This window comes from Streptomyces sp. NPDC012466 (assembly GCF_042955215.1).
Lineage (GTDB): Bacteria > Actinomycetota > Actinomycetes > Streptomycetales > Streptomycetaceae > Streptomyces.
The window spans coordinates 107620-123819 of record NZ_JBIBEQ010000001.1; the positions used below are offsets into that span (position 1 = coordinate 107620).

The 16200-nt window shown below is 72.3% G+C and carries 16 protein-coding genes; 6 read left to right on the top strand and 10 right to left on the bottom strand.

The features are described from left to right. The first annotated feature begins 137 nt into the window (after positions 1-137). From ACFY9E_RS00490 to ACFY9E_RS00510, 5 genes are all read left to right on the top strand, one after another. Entirely contained in the window at positions 138-791 is a 654-nt protein-coding gene (locus tag ACFY9E_RS00490) for a PAS domain S-box protein (RefSeq protein ID WP_390980220.1), read from the top strand. 102 nt (positions 792-893) lie between these two features. After that, the gene (locus ACFY9E_RS00495) at positions 894-1388 is read left to right on the top strand and encodes an FBP domain-containing protein (RefSeq protein WP_390977881.1); all 495 of its coding nucleotides are present in this window, start codon (positions 894-896) and stop codon (positions 1386-1388) included. A gap of 129 nt (positions 1389-1517) precedes the next feature. Then, a complete protein-coding gene (locus ACFY9E_RS00500; protein ID WP_390977883.1) occupies positions 1518-2771 on the top strand; it encodes an aromatic acid exporter family protein in 1254 nt (417 codons plus the stop codon). Positions 2772-2816: 45 nt separating this feature from the next. Beyond that, positions 2817-3923 carry a hypothetical protein gene (locus tag ACFY9E_RS00505; RefSeq protein WP_390977885.1) on the top strand — a complete coding sequence of 369 codons (1107 nt, stop codon included), beginning with the start codon at positions 2817-2819 and terminating at the stop codon, positions 3921-3923. Between the two features lie 108 nt (positions 3924-4031). Then, the gene (locus tag ACFY9E_RS00510) at positions 4032-5225 is read left to right on the top strand and encodes a beta-propeller fold lactonase family protein (protein ID WP_390980222.1); all 1194 of its coding nucleotides are present in this window, start codon (positions 4032-4034) and stop codon (positions 5223-5225) included. Here ACFY9E_RS00510 and ACFY9E_RS00515 read toward each other — a convergent pair. Beyond that, entirely contained in the window at positions 5193-5921 is a 729-nt protein-coding gene (locus ACFY9E_RS00515; RefSeq protein WP_390977887.1) for a DUF2470 domain-containing protein, read from the bottom strand. The genes ACFY9E_RS00510 and ACFY9E_RS00515 overlap by 33 nt on opposite strands. 88 nt (positions 5922-6009) lie before the next feature. Then, complete coding sequence (locus ACFY9E_RS00520; RefSeq protein ID WP_390977889.1) at positions 6010-6618, bottom strand: TetR family transcriptional regulator; 609 nt, start codon at positions 6616-6618, stop codon at positions 6010-6012. Between the two features lie 109 nt (positions 6619-6727). On the opposite strand from ACFY9E_RS00520, the gene ACFY9E_RS00525 reads away from it, so the two are divergent. Further along, entirely contained in the window at positions 6728-8224 is a 1497-nt protein-coding gene (locus ACFY9E_RS00525) for a cytochrome P450 (protein ID WP_390977891.1), read from the top strand. Here ACFY9E_RS00525 and ACFY9E_RS00530 read toward each other — a convergent pair. The 8 genes from ACFY9E_RS00530 to rhaS form a co-directional block, all read right to left on the bottom strand. Then, complete coding sequence (locus tag ACFY9E_RS00530; RefSeq protein WP_390977893.1) at positions 8186-9016, bottom strand: pentapeptide repeat-containing protein; 831 nt, start codon at positions 9014-9016, stop codon at positions 8186-8188. The two genes, ACFY9E_RS00525 and ACFY9E_RS00530, sit on opposite strands and share 39 nt — an antisense overlap. Positions 9017-9058: 42 nt before the next feature. Continuing rightward, positions 9059-9955 carry an RNA polymerase sigma factor SigJ gene (gene sigJ / locus ACFY9E_RS00535; RefSeq protein ID WP_390977895.1) on the bottom strand — a complete coding sequence of 299 codons (897 nt, stop codon included), beginning with the start codon at positions 9953-9955 and terminating at the stop codon, positions 9059-9061. A gap of 33 nt (positions 9956-9988) precedes the next feature. Continuing rightward, a complete protein-coding gene (locus tag ACFY9E_RS00540) occupies positions 9989-10723 on the bottom strand; it encodes a PIG-L family deacetylase (protein ID WP_390977897.1) in 735 nt (244 codons plus the stop codon). Positions 10724-10773: 50 nt separating this feature from the next. After that, positions 10774-12075, bottom strand: a complete 1302-nt coding sequence (locus ACFY9E_RS00545; RefSeq protein ID WP_390977899.1) for an alpha/beta fold hydrolase — start codon at positions 12073-12075, stop codon at positions 10774-10776. 109 nt (positions 12076-12184) lie between these two features. After that, positions 12185-13210 (bottom strand): substrate-binding domain-containing protein, encoded by a 1026-nt coding sequence (locus ACFY9E_RS00550; protein ID WP_390977901.1) that lies wholly within the window; start codon positions 13208-13210, stop codon positions 12185-12187. An 86-nt stretch (positions 13211-13296) separates the two neighbouring features. Continuing rightward, complete coding sequence (locus ACFY9E_RS00555; protein ID WP_390977903.1) at positions 13297-14721, bottom strand: BNR-4 repeat-containing protein; 1425 nt, start codon at positions 14719-14721, stop codon at positions 13297-13299. A gap of 43 nt (positions 14722-14764) precedes the next feature. After that, a complete protein-coding gene (locus ACFY9E_RS00560) occupies positions 14765-15085 on the bottom strand; it encodes an L-rhamnose mutarotase (protein ID WP_390977905.1) in 321 nt (106 codons plus the stop codon). Positions 15086-15103: 18 nt separating this feature from the next. Further along, positions 15104-16186: a rhamnose ABC transporter substrate-binding protein gene (gene rhaS / locus ACFY9E_RS00565; protein ID WP_390977907.1), complete on the bottom strand. Its 1083-nt coding sequence runs from the start codon at positions 16184-16186 to the stop codon at positions 15104-15106. Positions 16187-16200 lie beyond the last annotated feature (14 nt).

A 16200-nucleotide genomic window follows, 5' to 3' on the forward strand; every position in this document is an offset into this window, starting at 1 on the left:
ACTGCCTTTCGCGCTACGGAAGTACTGCGCTCCAGCGTGATCCACCGGGCCCCGGGGCCCGTGCCGCGGCCCTACATGATTGTGTAGTGCGAGCAGAAGCGCCGCTCTTGCGGGAGAGCGGCCCGGCGTGGCAGGAGATGCTCGTGGACCTGGCCCGGCGGGAGGCCGTGACGTGGCGCAACCGCGCCCTGCTCCTGTTCGACCGGGTCGCGATGCCGGTCGCGGTGTGCGATGTGTACGGGGCGGTGCTGCTGGCCAATCCGGCGATGGCCGCGGAGTGCGGTACGACGCCGGGCCGGCTGCGCGGCCGTGACGTGCTGGACCTGTTCAGTCCGCGGGAGGCCACGCAGGTCGAGCGCATCGCCGAGGCCCTGCGTCTGCGCCACCGCTCGCGCTACCAGGTCTCGGTGCGCTGGCGGGCACCCTGCGGCACCGAGCGCCACGGCGAACTGACGGCGGATCCGGTCAGCGACACGGTGCAGGACACCCCGGCCCTGCTGGTGATGCTCCGGGTGGACAACAAGCCCTCCCCCTCCCCCGCCGCGCCCGCCGAGCAGGCCCGGGTGACACCGATGGAGGCCCGCATCCTGGCCCTCCTGGCCGCCGGTGCCACAACGGCCCGGGCGGCCCGCGAGACCGGCCTCACCACCGACGGCGTGACCTACCATCTGCGCCGCCTGTCCTCCCGCTGGAGTGCGTCCAACCGGACGGAACTCGTGGCCCGGGCGTATGCGCTCGGGGTCCTCAGGGCCGGGGTCTGGCCGCCGGGCGTCCCGGCCGACGAGGCCTGACGAAAATCCGGTGGCCTCGTTCCGGCGCGACTGCCTACCCTGACCTGGCCCACAAAACCTAGGACCCCTAGGTTTCGCGACGACCACCCCGGGAGCATCCCCGTGAAACCACTCAGCGAGCAGGACATCCGCACCTCCTTCGTCAACTGCTCCAAGGGAGAGGCCAAGCGCCTCGCCGTGCCCCGGGACCTCGACGACCGCCCGTGGGACGACCTCGACTTTCTCGGGTGGCGGGATCCGGGAGCACCGGATCGGAGCTATCTGGTCACCGAACGGGAAGGGCGGCTCGTCGGGGTCGCGATGCGATTCCAGGCCGCGCAGCGCGGGTTCCTGCACCGCAGCATGTGTTCGCTGTGCCTGACGACGCACCCGCGCGGCGGGGTCGCGCTGATGACCGCGCGCAAGGCGGGGGCCGCGGGGCGCGAGGGCAACTCCGTCGGCGTGTACATGTGCACCGACCTCGCCTGTTCCCTGTACGTACGCGGGAAGAAGACACCGGAGACCGGGGCCCGGTTCGAGGAGAGCCTCACCCTGGAGGAGCAGATCGAGCGGACCGCGGGCCATCTGGCCGCCTTCCTCGCCAAGGTGTCCGCCTGAGACGAGGTGTCCGCCCGAGCACCCTCGGTCGCCCCTGGTTTCCCCCGGCGTTAACGTCCTTCGTGAGCGTCCGTCATGGATGTGATCATGGATGCGTTCGTTACGCCGGGGAAGGGGAACAGCCAGAGGATGCGAGAGGTACGTGAGTGGACGGCCCGCGCCGAGCGGATCGTGAGGAAGCGTCGTGACCCCGTGGTCGTCCAGACGCTGCGGTCCGCGATCGCGGCGACGATCGCGTACGTCATCGCACTGCGGCTGAGCCCCGAGCCGGCACCTCTCACCGCTCCCCTGACGGCACTGCTGGTCGTGCAGGTGACGCTGTACGCCACGATCACCAACGGCTTCCGGCGGGTGAACGCCGTGGTGACCGGCGTCCTCGTCGCGATCGCCTTCAGCCTGCTGGTGGGCCTGACCTGGTGGAGCCTGGCACTGCTCCTCGTGGCCTCGCTGGCGGTGGGACGGCTGGTCCGGGTGGAGGAGTACGTACCCGAGGTCGCGATCAGCGCGATGCTCGTCCTCGGCGTCACCACTGTCGGGGACACGGCCTGGGCCCGGGTCGTGGAGACGCTGATCGGCGCCGTCGTCGGACTCGCCTGCAACCTGCTGCTGGCTCCGCCGGTGTGGGTGGAGGAGGCGGGCGAGTCGATCGAGGGCCTGGCACGCCGGCTGCGGCAGCTGATGCTGCGCATGGGCGAGGAGGCGGCCGGCGGCACGCCCGTGCACCGCGCGGAGAAGCAGCTGCACGAGGCGCGCCGCCTGGATCACGACATCGTCGAGGTGGACGCGGCGCTCAGGCAGGCCGAGGACAGTCTGCGGCTCAACCCGCGTGTGCAGGACAGCGTGCTGCACCGGGTCGTGATGCGCACCGGCCTGGACACGCTGGAGATCTGCACGGTCGTGCTGCGCGTGCTCGCCCGCTCCCTCACCGACCTCGCGAAGGAGCGCGAACCCGAGCCGCTGTTCGAGGCCGAGACGGGTGCCGCCCTGGAACAGCTGCTCTCCGAGATCGCCGACGCCGTCGTGAGCTTCGCGGTGCTGGTCACCACCCACCTCAGCGCGAGCGCCGAGTCGGCGGAGGAACGTCTCGCCGCGGAGCTGCGCACGGCGGCGGGCACCCGCGACAAACTGGGTCTGCTGCTGCGCGAGGAGGCCGAGCGCGACCCGCGGCACTGGCAGCTTCCGGGCGCCGTCCTGACGGAGGTCAACCGCATCCTCGACGAGCTCGACACCGAGCACCGCACGCGGCGCCTGTTCGAGGAACTGGACCGTGTGTCGCGGGAACAACGCGCGCGGATGCCACGCCTGACGCGGCTGCGGGAGCGGCTGGGCGTCACGGAACAGATGTGGCGGAACCGCGCGGGGTTCGGCGGGCGTTCTCGTTGAGGGGAACGTCGGCAAGGGCCGGCACCTGAGGTGAGGAGCGGGCCGATGGCCGACACGACCGTGCGGATCGACGGAAACACACTGCGGCTGCCGGGCGGGGTGGCGGTCCGGTTCATCCGCACCCTGCGCCTGCCGGAGACGGGCACCCATCCGCTGCCGCCGGGCCTGGGCGAGTTCCCGGTGCGGCGGGTCGCGGACTACGCGGACAGAGTGCCCGAGGCGTGGCGGGCGCGCGGCGGTGTGATGCTGCCGGTGTATCTGCGCGAGGCGATGTGGCTGAGCTTCGCGGGCACCTCGGAGCCGGCCGCCCTCCAGGTCGGCGTCGGCAAGGTGTGCGCGGTCTCGGGCCGCCCCTGGAGCGACCGCCTGGCGCGCGGCCCCCAGAACTACGTGGTGCTCCCCCGCCAGCCCTGGCTGGACGGCATCAACTCCGGCACGGGCACGGTCCGGCAGTTCGTGGCCGTCCCGCTCGGCCTGGGCGCCACCGTGGAGGGGCAGGTCACGGGCGAGGAGGTGTGGGGCGGGGTCCAGTTGCAGTCCTTCGCGCTGAACGACCGGGAGCTGGCGCGGTGGCGTGCGGAGGAGCGGCAGCGGGCGGAGCGGCAGCGGGCGATGCAGCCGCCCAGCGGCTGGGGCGCCGCGATGCCCATGGCGGCCCCGTCCTCGTCCGGCGGCTTCGGCGCCCCGATGGCCATGGCGGCCCCGCCCGCGCCCGGAGCGGTTCCGGCGCCCGCCGCCGGTGCCGCCCCGGCGGGCCCGCCGCGCGCGGCCGTGGCGATGGGTCTCGGCGTCGGCGGCTCCATGCGGCAGGAGGTCTACCAGGACGACCGGCCGCTCTCCCACTGGTCGGAGCGTCCGGAGGGACGGGTGTTCGTGCACCTGGTGACGCCGCCGGAGTGGCGCCGGATCACCGGCGAGGCCGCGCCGCCCTCGCCGGTGGACCGGGCCGCGTACACCCGAGCGGGCCTGCCCTGGTTCGACTACTACGACGAGGACGGGGAGGACCTCGCCCCCACGGACACGCTCGGCTCCGTGAAGCCGGTCGGCGACTGGCTCGGTGACGACCACGAGCCCTGGCAGCCGCCCACGCCGGGCCAGACGCAGCAACTGGGGGACGCCCCGGGCAAGCCCGTCGAGGACGGGAACTGGTAACCGGCCCCGCTGCGCTTCGCGCCCACCCGCTGCCGTTGTTGCACCCGACGGCCGGGAAACGTCAAGGTGGCTGTCACGACGGGGACGAGTGACGACCTGAGGGGCGACATGGACAGTGGTGGCTGGAGCAGGCGCCGGTTCGTCGGCGCACTGGCGGGCGGGGCCGCCGCGGCGGCCCTGCCGTCCTGCGACGACGCACCCGCGCCCACGACGACTGCGACCCCGGTGCCCGAGGCGAGCGCCGGCCCGTCCCGCGAGGCCCGGCGCCCCTCCGGGCCCCGCCCGCTCCACCTCGGCACCTACACCTCCGTCGAGGGCGGCGGCAAGGGCATCGGCCTGGCCACCTATGACCCGGCGACGGGCCGGATCACCGCCGACGGCACCATCACCGGCGTCGGCGACCCGTCGTACCTCGCGATCCACCCGGACCGCGGCACGCTGTACGCGGTGGACGAGCGGGACGACGGTGCCGTGACCGCCGTCCGGCTGTCCGACCGGAAGCTCCTGGGCCGCCGGAGCACCGGTGGCGCGGCGCCCTGCCATCTGTCGGTGCACCCGGGCGGGCGCTGGCTGCTCAGCGCGAACTACGGCTCGGGCAGTGTGGCCGTGCACCCCATCGACGCCTCGGGCGCGCTCGGCGAGCGCACCGCCCTCGTCCGGCACTCCAGCCCGCCGCCCGGCCCCGGTCAGGAGGGCCCGCACGCCCACCAGTTCGTCACGAGTCCCGACGGGCGCCATGTCCTCGCCGTCGATCTGGGCACGGACACCGTCTACACGTACCGGCTGGACGAGAAGGCCGGCACGCTCACCGAGGTCGCGCAGGCGCGGACCCGGCCGGGCGCCGGACCGCGCCACCTCACGTTCCATCCGGGCGGCCGGTACGCCTATCTCGCCAACGAGGTCGACAACACGGTGGCGGTCTGCTCGTACGACCGGGCCTCCGGCCGGCTGACCGTCGGCGAGGCGCAGTCCACGGGCACCGGTCCGGGGACGAACTACCCGGCGCAGCTGCTGGTGACCGCGAACGGCCGGTACGCCTACCTCGCCAACCGCGGCCACAACAGCCTCACCCGCTACGCCGTCGAGGCGGACGGCGCCCGGCTCAGGCTGCTCGACACGGTGCCGGTCGGCGGGGACTTCCCGCGCCAGATCGCCTTCTCACCGGAGGGCACGCTGCTGTTCGCGGCGAACCAGAAGTCCTCCACCGTCACCGTCTTCCACGTGGACGAGGCGAACGGCGAACTGCGGCGCGCGGGCGCATCGTTCCCCTCACCCGTCGCCGTCTGTGCGCTGCCGCTGTAGGGCCCGCGGGCAGGACGCGGCGCTGGCCTGGGAGAGCAGGATGTGCATGCGCTCGGTGAGCTGCGCGACGTCGTCGGCGGGCGCGTGGAACGCCAGGCGTACGTCGCCGTGGGCGCGGGCGCGTTCGATGCGCAGCGTCAGTCCGTGCCGGTCGACGGCGAGCGGCTGGACGCGGACCGCGCCGTACAGGCTCTCGGAGTCGACGAGCCGGGTGAGGCGCTCGACCGCGTCGGCGTGGCAGTCGGCCAGGTGGGTCAGCAGCCGGGCCTCGGCCGCGGTGAGCGGGTCGGGAGCGGCGGCGGCGAAGTCGTCGAGGTCCACGACCACGGAGCCGGAGGGCCGCCGCAGCACCACACGCGTGGGCGTGAAGGCGAGCCTCTCCCCCTCGACGGCGAACCAGCCGGCGAGCCACAGCCGGGCGCGGATCCGGTTGCGTACGGGGACGGGCGCGACATCGGCGAACTCCAGCACCGCGGACGGCTCGCCGCGGGGCGCGCAGATCGCGGCCGCGAGCAGGGCGCTGTCCTCGGGCACCTCCATGAGCACCCGGCCGTCCTCCTCCACCGTGTGCGCGCCGACCAGCTCCTCCCGCGTGCCCTCCGCGGTCACCGAGCAGGACCACGCGGCGGCGAGCACCGAGCGGGCCCGTTCCGCGGCGGCGGGAGCCGCCGTCCAGCTGTGGCTGTCGTCACCCATCCCAGACCTCCTTAGGTAAGGCTCACCTAACCTACCGAAGATCGAGGTGCACGCCAACCACGTCAGGCGCTCTTTGCGAGAGCCTTTTTCAGCGAGTGAGGACGCCCAGCAGCGCTCGTGCGCACAGCTCACGCACCTGTTCCCTGCTCAACTCCGTGTCGCGCAGCCACTCCAGGCAGACGGCCGTGGTGAACGCCAGCCAGCCGCGCACGGCCAGCCGGACCTCCGGCCGCTCCTCGAAGGCCGGCCCGAATTCGGGGTCCGCGGCGAGCGCGGCGAGGATCTGCCGCTCCTGCTCGGCCAGGGCCCGCCGGTAGACCCGCCGCACCGACTGGTCCCCGGCCGCGTCGGCGCGGTGGAAGGCGCGATAGCCGTGCGCGTGCGCCTCGACGTACTCCAGGAACGTCTCCAGCCCTGCCGCGAGTTGCTCGCGGACCGGGACGCCGGGCACCGCCGCCGTCATGCGCAGCATCCGCTCGCTCTCGCGCTCGACGACCGCCGCGAAGAAGTCCCGCTTGGTCGGGAAGTAGTGGTACAGCAGCCCGCGCGACACCCCGGCGATCTCGGCGACCTGCTCGATCCACACGTCGTCGTAGGGACTCTCCGAGAACAGCCGGGCCCCGACCGACAGGAGTTGCTCCCGGCGCTCCTCGGTGCTGAGCCGGCGGCGCGTGCGTCCGCCCTGGTTCGCGGCCATGCCCGCACTCTACTTGACGTCGGTTCAACAACGGGACCAGACTGAACCGCGCTATTGAACCCACGTACAACACGTGCGAACCCGCCACCGGATCAAGGGAGATCGCGTCATGACCCAGGCGCCGACACGCACCGGGGAGCCCAACGGTTTCCGGAGTGCCGAGCTGGGCTGGCCGGAGCTGGACCGCATTCCGCATCCGCCCCACCGGATTCCGCTGCTCGGTGACGTGGTGGGCGTGAACCGGCGCACCCCCCTTCAGGACTCACTGCGCCACGCCCGCCGGCTGGGACCGGTGTTCCGGCGGAAGGCGTTCGGCAAGGAGTTCGTGTTCGTGTGGGGCGCCCGGTACGCCGCCGACCTCGCCGACGAGACGCGGTTCGCCAAGCATGTGGGGCTCGGCGTGGCCAACCTCCGGCCGGTCGCGGGGGACGGTCTGTTCACGGCGTACAACCACGAGCCCAACTGGCAACTGGCCCACGATGTGCTCGCGCCGGGGTTCAGCCGCGAGGCCATGGCCGGGTACCACCCGATGATGCTGTCCGTCGCGCGGCGGCTGACGGAGCACTGGGACCGGGCGGCGGCGGCCGGCCGGGCGGTGGACGTGCCCGGCGACATGACCAAGCTGACGCTGGAGACGATCGCGCGCACCGGCTTCGGACACGACTTCGGTTCCTTCGAACGCTCCCGCCCGCACCCCTTCGTGACCGCGATGGTGGGCACGCTGACCTACGCGCAGCGGCTCAACACCGTGCCCTTCCCGCTGGCTCCCCTGCTGCTGCGCGGCGCGAGCCGCCGCAACGCGGCCGACATGGCCTTCCTCGACCACACCGTCGACGAACTCGTCCGGGCCCGGCGCGCCACCGGCGGCGGCGACGGGGACCTGCTCGACCGGATGCTGGAGACGGCCCATCCCGTCACCGGGGAACGGCTGACACCGCAGAACGTCCGCCGCCAGGTCATCACGTTCCTCGTCGCCGGCCACGAGACGACCTCCGGCGCGCTCTCCTTCGCCCTGCACTACCTCGCCCGCCATCCGGAGATCGCGGCCCGGGCCCGCGCCGAGGTGGACCGGGTGTGGGGTGACACGGCGGAACCCGCCTACGAGCAGGTGGCGAGGCTGCGCCACGTCCGCCGGGTCCTGGACGAGTCACTGCGGCTGTGGCCCACCGCGCCCGCGTTCTCCCGGGAGGCCCGGCAGGACACGGTGCTGGCCGGGGAGCATCCCATGCGGCGCGGGGCGTGGGCACTGGTGCTGACGCCGATGCTGCACCGGGACCCCGAGGTGTGGGGCGCGGACGCCGAGCGGTTCGACCCCGACCGCTTCGACCCACAGTCCGTACGGTCCCGCGCCCCGCACACCTTCAAGCCGTTCGGGACGGGCGCGCGGGCGTGCATCGGGCGCCAGTTCGCGCTGCACGAGGCCACGCTGGTGCTCGGGCTGCTGCTGCGCCGCTACGAGCTGCGGCCCGACCCGGCCTACCGGCTGCGCGTGACGGAACGGCTGACGCTGATGCCGGAGGGCCTGCTCCTGCGCCCGGAGCGCCGCACCCCGGTACGGGAGCCGGCCTCAGACCTGCGGCGTCCAGTGCCGGGGGCGGGTGACTGATCCGGGCAGCCGGGTCCCGGCACTGCCCCGGGCAGCGTTCAGCTGCGGCTGGGTGAGGAAGAACGCCCCGGTCAGGTCGGCGTCCGTCAGGTCCGCGTCACGCAGGTCGGCACCGATCAGGTCGGCGCCCCGCAGGTCCGCGCCGGTGAGATCGGCCGCGATGAGACAGGCGCCGCGCAGGCTGGCACCGCGCAGGTCGGCACCCTTGAGACGGGCGCCCATGAGGTCCGCGCCCCGGCGGTCCTTCCTGCGGCCCTTGGTGCCGGCCCTGGCCAGCTCGCTCGTCCTCAGCAGCAGCGCGTTGACGTCCTGGCGGTGGGCCGCCACGTCCAGCCCGGCGAGTTCCTCCGGGGTCCCGGCGGCGAGCTCCTCGGTCTTCGTCAGCGCCTTGCGCAGTGCGGCGTGGACGGGGCGGGCCGCCGGGAGGGCGAGCGCCTCGGTCAGGTACCACAGCAGCTCGTGCAGGTGCCGGACGACCGGGAACACCTCGAACATGCGGCGGGCCTGCTCCGGCGGTCCGGAGCGCCAGTCCCGGCCGCCGAAGGTGATCTGCGAGACCTGCTGCCCGGCGCCGAAGCAGTCATAGACCGTGCAGCCGGAGAACCCTTTCTGCCGCAGCTTCGCGTGGATGCCGCAGCGGTGGTCGTCCCGGAGGTTGCGGCAGGGCGTGCCGGCGGCCTTGTCGACCGCGAAGTCGGCCGAGGCCGCGAAGGGCAGGGCGACGCAGCACAGCCCGAAGCACTGCTCGCAGTCGCCGCGCAGCTCCACCCGCCCGGCCTGATGATCTCGCATGCCGATCAGCATACGAAACGACCCGTCATCGGTGGGATCCGCTCACCCCGCGACCCCGGGGGCGTCCAGCCGCTCCAGCCGCTCGGGGTCGGCCAGGATGTACATGCCGGTGATGCGGCCGTCCTCGATGGTGACGCCCATGACCGACCGCACGCGCCCGTCGGCCGCGTCGACCATGCCGACCGAGCCGTTGACCAGCACCAGCCGCGCGGACCGCGTGTAGGGGGCGAACATGAGCGCCTGCTCCGCCACCGCCTTGGCGCCCCGGACCAGCTGGGAGGCGGCCGCGCCCCGCACGAGCGCGCCCGAGTCGGCCCGCAGCAGCACGTCCGGGTGCAGGACGGCCAGCAGCGCCTCGAAGTCCCCGGCGCGCGAGGCGGCGAGGAAGGCGTCGAGCACCTCCTTCTGCCGGCCGAGGTCGGGCTCGGACGAGGGGGTGGCGCCCCGCACGCGGCGCCTGGCGCGGCTCGCCAGCTGACGGGTGGCGGCCGGGCCGCGCTCCACGATCGGCGCGATGTCGTCGAACGGCACGGCGAACATGTCGTGCAGCACGAACGCGAGCCGCTCGTCGGGCGCCAGGTTCTCCAGCACGACGAGCAGGGCCAGGCCCACGGAGTCGGCCTGGAGCACCTCCTCCGCCGGGTCGGCGACCTGCGCCAGGGGTCTGAGCACCGGGTCCGGTACGAAGGCGTCGCCCATCGGCTCCTCGCGGCGGGCGGCGCGCGAGCGCAGCAGGTCCAGGCAGACCCGGCCGGTCACCGTGGTCAGCCAGCCGCCGAGGTTCTGGATGTCGTCCGCCTCGGTGCGGCTGAGCTTCAGCCAGGCCTCCTGGACGGCGTCCTCCGCCTCGGTCAGCGATCCGAGCATGCGGTAGGCCACCGCCTTGAGATGCCCCCGGTGTTCCTCGAACCGGTCGGCCAGTTCCGCGTTGCCTGTCATGGTCTCCCCCGTCGTCCGTCGGTCAGTAGCCGGTCATCTGCCGAACAGTTCGAACGCCACCGCCGGACGGCCCCCGAACCGCTCCCCCGTCGTCTCGGCGTGCTGCGTCAGGAAGCCGCGCACGTACGTCTCCGGGTCCTCGCTGGTCAACACCTCGATGTAGGTGCGGTGTTCCAGCAGGGAGCGCACCGCCCGTTCCATCCCGGGGGTGGCGTCGACGGCGTGGGTGGGGGTGCTGGAACCGGCGACGGCCACCCAGCGCACTCCGTCCCACGGGTCGAGGCCCTGCTCGACGAGCTCGGGGAAGATCCACCGGTTGCCGGCGTCGCCGGCCGCGTCGAGGGTGGCCCGGCCGACGGCCACGTGGTCCGGGGTGTTCCAGGCGACGCCGCCCCAGGTGTCGCGGTGGTTGAGGGTGATGACCAGCTCGGGCTTGTGCCGGCGGATCGCGGCGGCGATGTCGCGGCGCAGCGCGATGCCGTACTCGATGACGCCGTCCTTGTGGTCGAGGAACTCCACCTCCGACACCCCGACCACCGCCGCACTGGCCCGCTGCTCCCGCTCACGCAGCGGCCCGCACCGCGTGGGCTCCAGCGTGTCGATGCCCGCCTCGCCCCGGGTCGCGAGCACGTAGGCGACCTCGCGGCCCTCGTCGGTCCAGGCCGCGATCGCCGCCGAGCAGCCGTACTCGAGGTCGTCCGGGTGGGCCACGACCGCGAGGGCACGCCGCCAGTCGCCGGGCATGGGCTGGAGTCGAGTGGTCGTCATGTCCGCAGACTAGTCCGCGCCACCGACATCACCACGGCTCCGGCGCGGCATCACTCCTCGCCCCGGACCAGCGCGAGCAGCCGGTCGAGAACGCGGGGGCCGCCGGTGCGCACGCCGTCGTGCTCGAACTCGTCCGTGATCCAGGTGCGCAGGCCCCGGATCGCGCGGGCGGTGCGCAGGGAGTGGGCCGTGTCGACGTACATGTCGTCGTGGTAGACGGCCGCCACCACCGGCACGGTGTTGGCGGCGAGGCGGGCGGGGTCGTACAGGGGCGTCCAGTCGGTGCGGGCGGCGAGCAGGTCGGCGGTCTCGCGCAGCGGGCGCAGGGCCGGGTCGCAGTCGAACATCCAGGGGTGAATCGATTCTCCGGTGAAGAGCAGCGGCTCGTCGCCCGCGAGCGCCTTGGCGGCGTCGAACTGCGGGAACTCGGCGCGGACCCGCTCGGCCGACCAGGCGGTGGGCCGGGCGTCCTGGCCGTAGATCGACTCGTGGATCAGGGCGTACAGGGGGTGCCGGGCGTAGGAGAGCATGGCCTGGACCTGCTCCTGGAACGCGTCGGAGAGCGTGTGGCCCTGCGGGGTGCGGACGAAGGCGTTCTCCAGGAGGTAGTGCAGTCGGTGGGTGCCGTCGCCGGTCCCGAGGACGATGCCGAGGGACTGGAACGCCTCGACGGTGAATCGGTAGCCGCTCGGCAGGACCACGTCGTGGGTCAGCAGGTGGTCGGCGATGCGGCGGGCCCGCTCGGCGTCCTGCGGGTAACGGGCGTAGTGGGCGGCGACCTTGCGCTCGATGCGCGGGAAGGCGGCCCGGTAGACGTCGTCGGCGTGGGCGTCGAGGGAGGGCAGACCGCCCGTGATCACGGCGGTGGCCAAGCCCTCGGGCGCGAGGGAGAGGTAGCTGGTGACGCAGAAGCCGCCGAAGCTCTGGCCGAGGACGGTCCAGGGCTTGCCGCCGGTGACCTGCGCGCGGATGACCTCGCAGTCGCGGACGATCGCGTCGGCGCGGAAGTGCGTGAGGTAGCCGGCCTGCTCGGCGGGGCCGCCGCGCAGCGGGAGCGTCTGCCGGTTGGCGGGCGTGCTGTGGCCGGTGCCGCGCTGGTCGAGGAGCAGGACGCGGTACTCCTTCAGGGCCCTGCCCAGCCAGCCCGGCCGGCCGACGGACCGGTCGGCGCCGAATCCGGGGCCGCCCTGGAGGTAGAGCAGCCATGGCAGGTCCTGGTGCGTCTTGTCGCTCGCGACGACCTCGCGGGCGTACAGCTCGATCGTCTCTCCCTCGGGCCGGTCGTGGTCCAGGGGGACGGTGAAGCGGCGGTCGGTGAGGACGACTCCGGGCTGGCGGTAGCTGAGGGACAACAGGGCTCCCGGGACGGAAGGATGTACTGGCCGCGTCCCAGTTCATCACAGGGAACGTCCGGGGGGAGGCCCTTCGGATCATGAAATCCCGCTGAACGGCGGTTCAGGTTCAGCGCGCCGAGAGACTGGAGCGGCGCACCACCAGTTCGGGCTGGAGGACGACCCGCCGGTGCTCGTGCGGTCGCGCCGCGCCCTCCTCCTCCGTCTCCTCCAGGAGCAGCTCGGCGGCCAGGGCGCCCATGGTGACCGCCGGCTGCCGTACCGAGGTGAGGGGGACGGCCGCGGCGGCGGCGAACTCGATGTCGTCGTAGCCGACGATGGCCAGGTCGTCGGGGACGCCGACACCGGCCGCGTACATGGCCTGCAGGACGCCGAGGGCGAGCAGGTCGTTGGCGCAGAACACGGCGGTGGGCCGGTCGGCGAGTCCGAGCAGCCGGGCCCCGGCGTCGCGGCCCGCGGCGACGTCCAGCCGCTCGGTGGGCAGTTCGCGCAGCGCGTCGGGGCCCAGCCCGGCCTCGGCGAGCGCTTCGAGGGCGCCGGTGCGCCGGTCACGGACCTGGTTCAGGCCGGGCGGGCCGCTGACGTAGGCGAGGGAGCGGTGCCCGGCGTCGACGAGGTGGCGTACCGCGAGGGCGCCGCCCGCCACGTCGTCGACGGAGACCGAGCACTCGGTGGTGCCCTCGGCGACCCGGTCGACCAGGACGAACGGGATGTTGTGCCGGCGGAACGCCTCGATGTTGCGGCCGGTCGCGTCGGCGGGGGTGAGCAGCACGCCGCGCACCCGCTGCTCGGCGAAGAGCGACAGGTACTCGGCCTCCTCGCCCGCGCTCTGGGCGCTGTTGCAGACCATCACGCCGAGTCCGGCCTGCCGGGCGGCGCGTTCGGCGCCCCGCGCGACGTCGACGAAGAAGGGGTTGCCCATGTCGAGGACGAGCAGCCCCATGATGCGGCTGCGGCCCGCGCGCAGCTGGCGCGCGGACTCGCTGCGGACGTATCCGAGCCGGTCTATCGCGGACAGCACCCGGGCCCGGGTCTCGGTCGCGACCGTGTCCGGGCGGTTGATCACGTTCGAGACCGTTCCGACGGAGACTCCGGCGACGCGGGCGACGTCCTTGATACCCACCGACTGGGACATCGGGCAGGGACCTCCAGGGGGAGATGAGGGGGCGGCGGCCGGAGCGGCTTCACATTACCGGCACGCCGCCCCGGCGACCGGTCCGGTCAGGCGGGCAGACGGAAGTCCACCACGTGCAGAGCCGAGGGCGTCGTACCGCTGGACTTCTCCTGGTACATGAAGGACAGCACCCCGTCCTGCGCGACTCGCGTCTCGTCGATGACGACCTCGCCGAAGGCGCCCAGGCCGCTGCCGTCGAAGAGGATCTTCCAGTCCGTGTACCCGGAGGCGGCGGAGGCCCCGGCGATCCGGCCGAACGGGAAGACCGCGTACGCGTTGTCGTATTTGTCCAGGATCAGCTTGGTGCGCTGGCTGGAGTTCAGCGGGACCGGTATCTCGGTCTTCTGCCAGGTGCCGGAGGCGTTCCTGCGGACGTGGAAGGCACGGCCGTTGGCGGTCCGGTCGGCCACGTAGTTCGTGGTGCACTGGCCGAAGCGGCCGGGGACGTAGGAGATGATCGCGTGCGGCCGGCCCGCGGAGTCGGTGAACTGACTCTCCTGGTTCATCAGGGAGTGGTCCGGGTTGAGCGGGTCGATCACCAGGCCGGAGTCGGTCACCGACACCTTGTCGGAGCCGCCGGTGACGCCGACGACGGTGCCGGCGTTGTTGCGCCAGGTGCGGCCCCGGTCGTCGGAGTAGACATAGCCGGTGTCGTGGTTGGTGATGCCACCGCTGTTGCACATCACGGCGCCGTTCTGCTCGCGCCAGGTGAAGAAGGAGTGCAGCCGGCCGTTGCGGTCGTAGTCGATGCCGTGCAGGTACATGTTGCGGGCCGTCGAGGAGCCGTGCTCGCTGGTGTACGTGCCGGTGGAGGCGGACCACTCGCCGAGGTTGGTCCACTTGGTGCCGTCGTACTCGGCGAGGGCGTTGCGGCCGTTGCCGGAGACGGCGACGCGGTAGCTCAGCTGGAGCTTGCCGTCGGGCGTGGAGACGAACTGCGGGTAGGTGAACTGCGAGGTGAGCGCCAGCCCGTCCAGCGTCGACTGCGGCGCGCCGAAACGGCTCGCGGTCCAGCTCAGCCCCGCGGGATCGTCCATGAGCCCGGCGACGGACTTGACGTAGGTGAAGCCGTCGCTGTGGGAGTCCATGTTGAGGTGCAGCCGGCCGTCGACCTTGGAGACGCCCATGGAGATGACGTTGTGGGAGTCGTTGACCTTCAGGGTGTGACCGACCTTGACGGTCGACCAGGTGCTGCCGCCGAGTACCCGTCGTGCGACGACGGCGTTGCGGTCGGCGGTGTACCAGACGGCGTACTGGTAGCCCTTGTAGGTCAGCAGGCCGTTCTTCTGGAACGAGTTGTTGTTGACCAGCCCGTCGTACGACACGAAGAAGATGGCCTGGCTGTCGAGCGTGGTGGTGCCGGTCCGGGTGACGGAGGGGCCGGGGTCGGCGGCCCGGGCGATGCCGGAGCCGAGGGCGGGACCCGCCACGGCGCTGAGGACCGCTCCGGCCAGCAGCGTACGTCTCTTCATCTCGGGTGGACTCCTTTGTCGGGCGAGACTTAACACGGTGGTTTCACGCAAGGTGGAAGACTTCGGTGAGCGGTTTCATGGCCTCGTCGGGCCGGGCGCCGTCCAGCGACTCGAAGAACGGCGCCATCTCCGCCTGCCAGCGGGCGTTGATGTCGGTGGCCTCCATTCCGGCCAGGGCGGCTGCGAAGTCCTCGGTCTCGAGGTAGCCGACGAGCAGTCCGTCCTCGCGCAGGAAGAGCGAGTAGTTGCGCCAGCCGGTGTCCGAGAGCGCCTGGCGCATCTCGGGCCACACGGTGGCGTGCCGCTCGCGGTACTCGTCGAGGCGGTCCGCCCTGACCTTCAGCAGGAAGCACACGCGCTGCATCAACAGCCCTTTCGGTGATCAGAAGTTGAACTGGTCGATGTTCTTGGCGTCGAACACGGTCGGCTTGCCGAGGCTGATCACGCCGTCCTTGCCGATGGTGTACTCGCCCATGGAGCCGGCCTTGAAGGTCTCGCCCTCCTTGCCGGTGATCTGCCCGGACGACAGGGCGACCGCGGTGCGGGCGGCCAGCTCGCCGAGCTTGGCCGGGTCCCACAGCTCGAACGCCTCGACGGTGCCGTTCTTGACGTACTTGCGCATGTCGTTGGGGGTGCCGAGGCCGGTCAGCTTGACCTTGCCCTTGTACTTGGAGCCCGACAGGTACTGGGCCGCGGCCTTGATGCCGACGGTGGTCGGGGAGATGATGCCCTTGAGGTTCGGGTACTCCTGGAGCAGGCCCTGGGTCTGCTGGAAGGACTGCTGGGCGTCGTCGTTGCCGTACGCGGTCTTCACCAGCTTCATGTTCTTGTACTCGGGCTTCTTCAGCTCGTCCTTCATGAAGTCGATCCAGGTGTTCTGGTTCGTCGCGGTCTGCGCGGCGGACAGGATCGCGATCTCGCCCTTGTAGTCGATCTGCTTGGCGAGCAGCTGCACCTCGGTACGGCCCAGGTCCTCGGCGGAGGCCTGCGAGACGAAGGCGTTGCGGCAGTCGGGCGTGGTGTCGGAGTCGTAGGTGACGACCTTGATGTCGTTCTTCATGGCCTGCTTGAGCGCGGTGCACAGGGCGCCCGGGTCCTGGGCGGAGACGGCCATCGCGTCGACCTGCTGCTGGGTGAGCGTGTTGACGTAGGAGACCTGTCCGGCGGTGTCGGTCGCGCTGGAGGGCCCGACCTCCTTGTAGCCGGAGCCGAGCTCCTTCAGTGCCTTCTCGCCGCCCTTGTCGGCGCTGGTGAAGTACGGGTTGTTGACCTGCTTGGGCAGGAACCCGACCGTGAGCCCCTTCTTGGTGGCGGCGTTCGGGTCGGCCTTGCCGGCGGTGGCGGCCGAGGCGCCCTCGTTCGCGACGTCCTTCTTGGTGGTGCCGCCGCAGGCGGTCAGCGCCAGGGCGAGGCAGGTGGCGGTGGCGAGCGCCGCGCAGCTGCGGCGGAGGGTCGACTTGCGCATGGCGATGGTCCTTT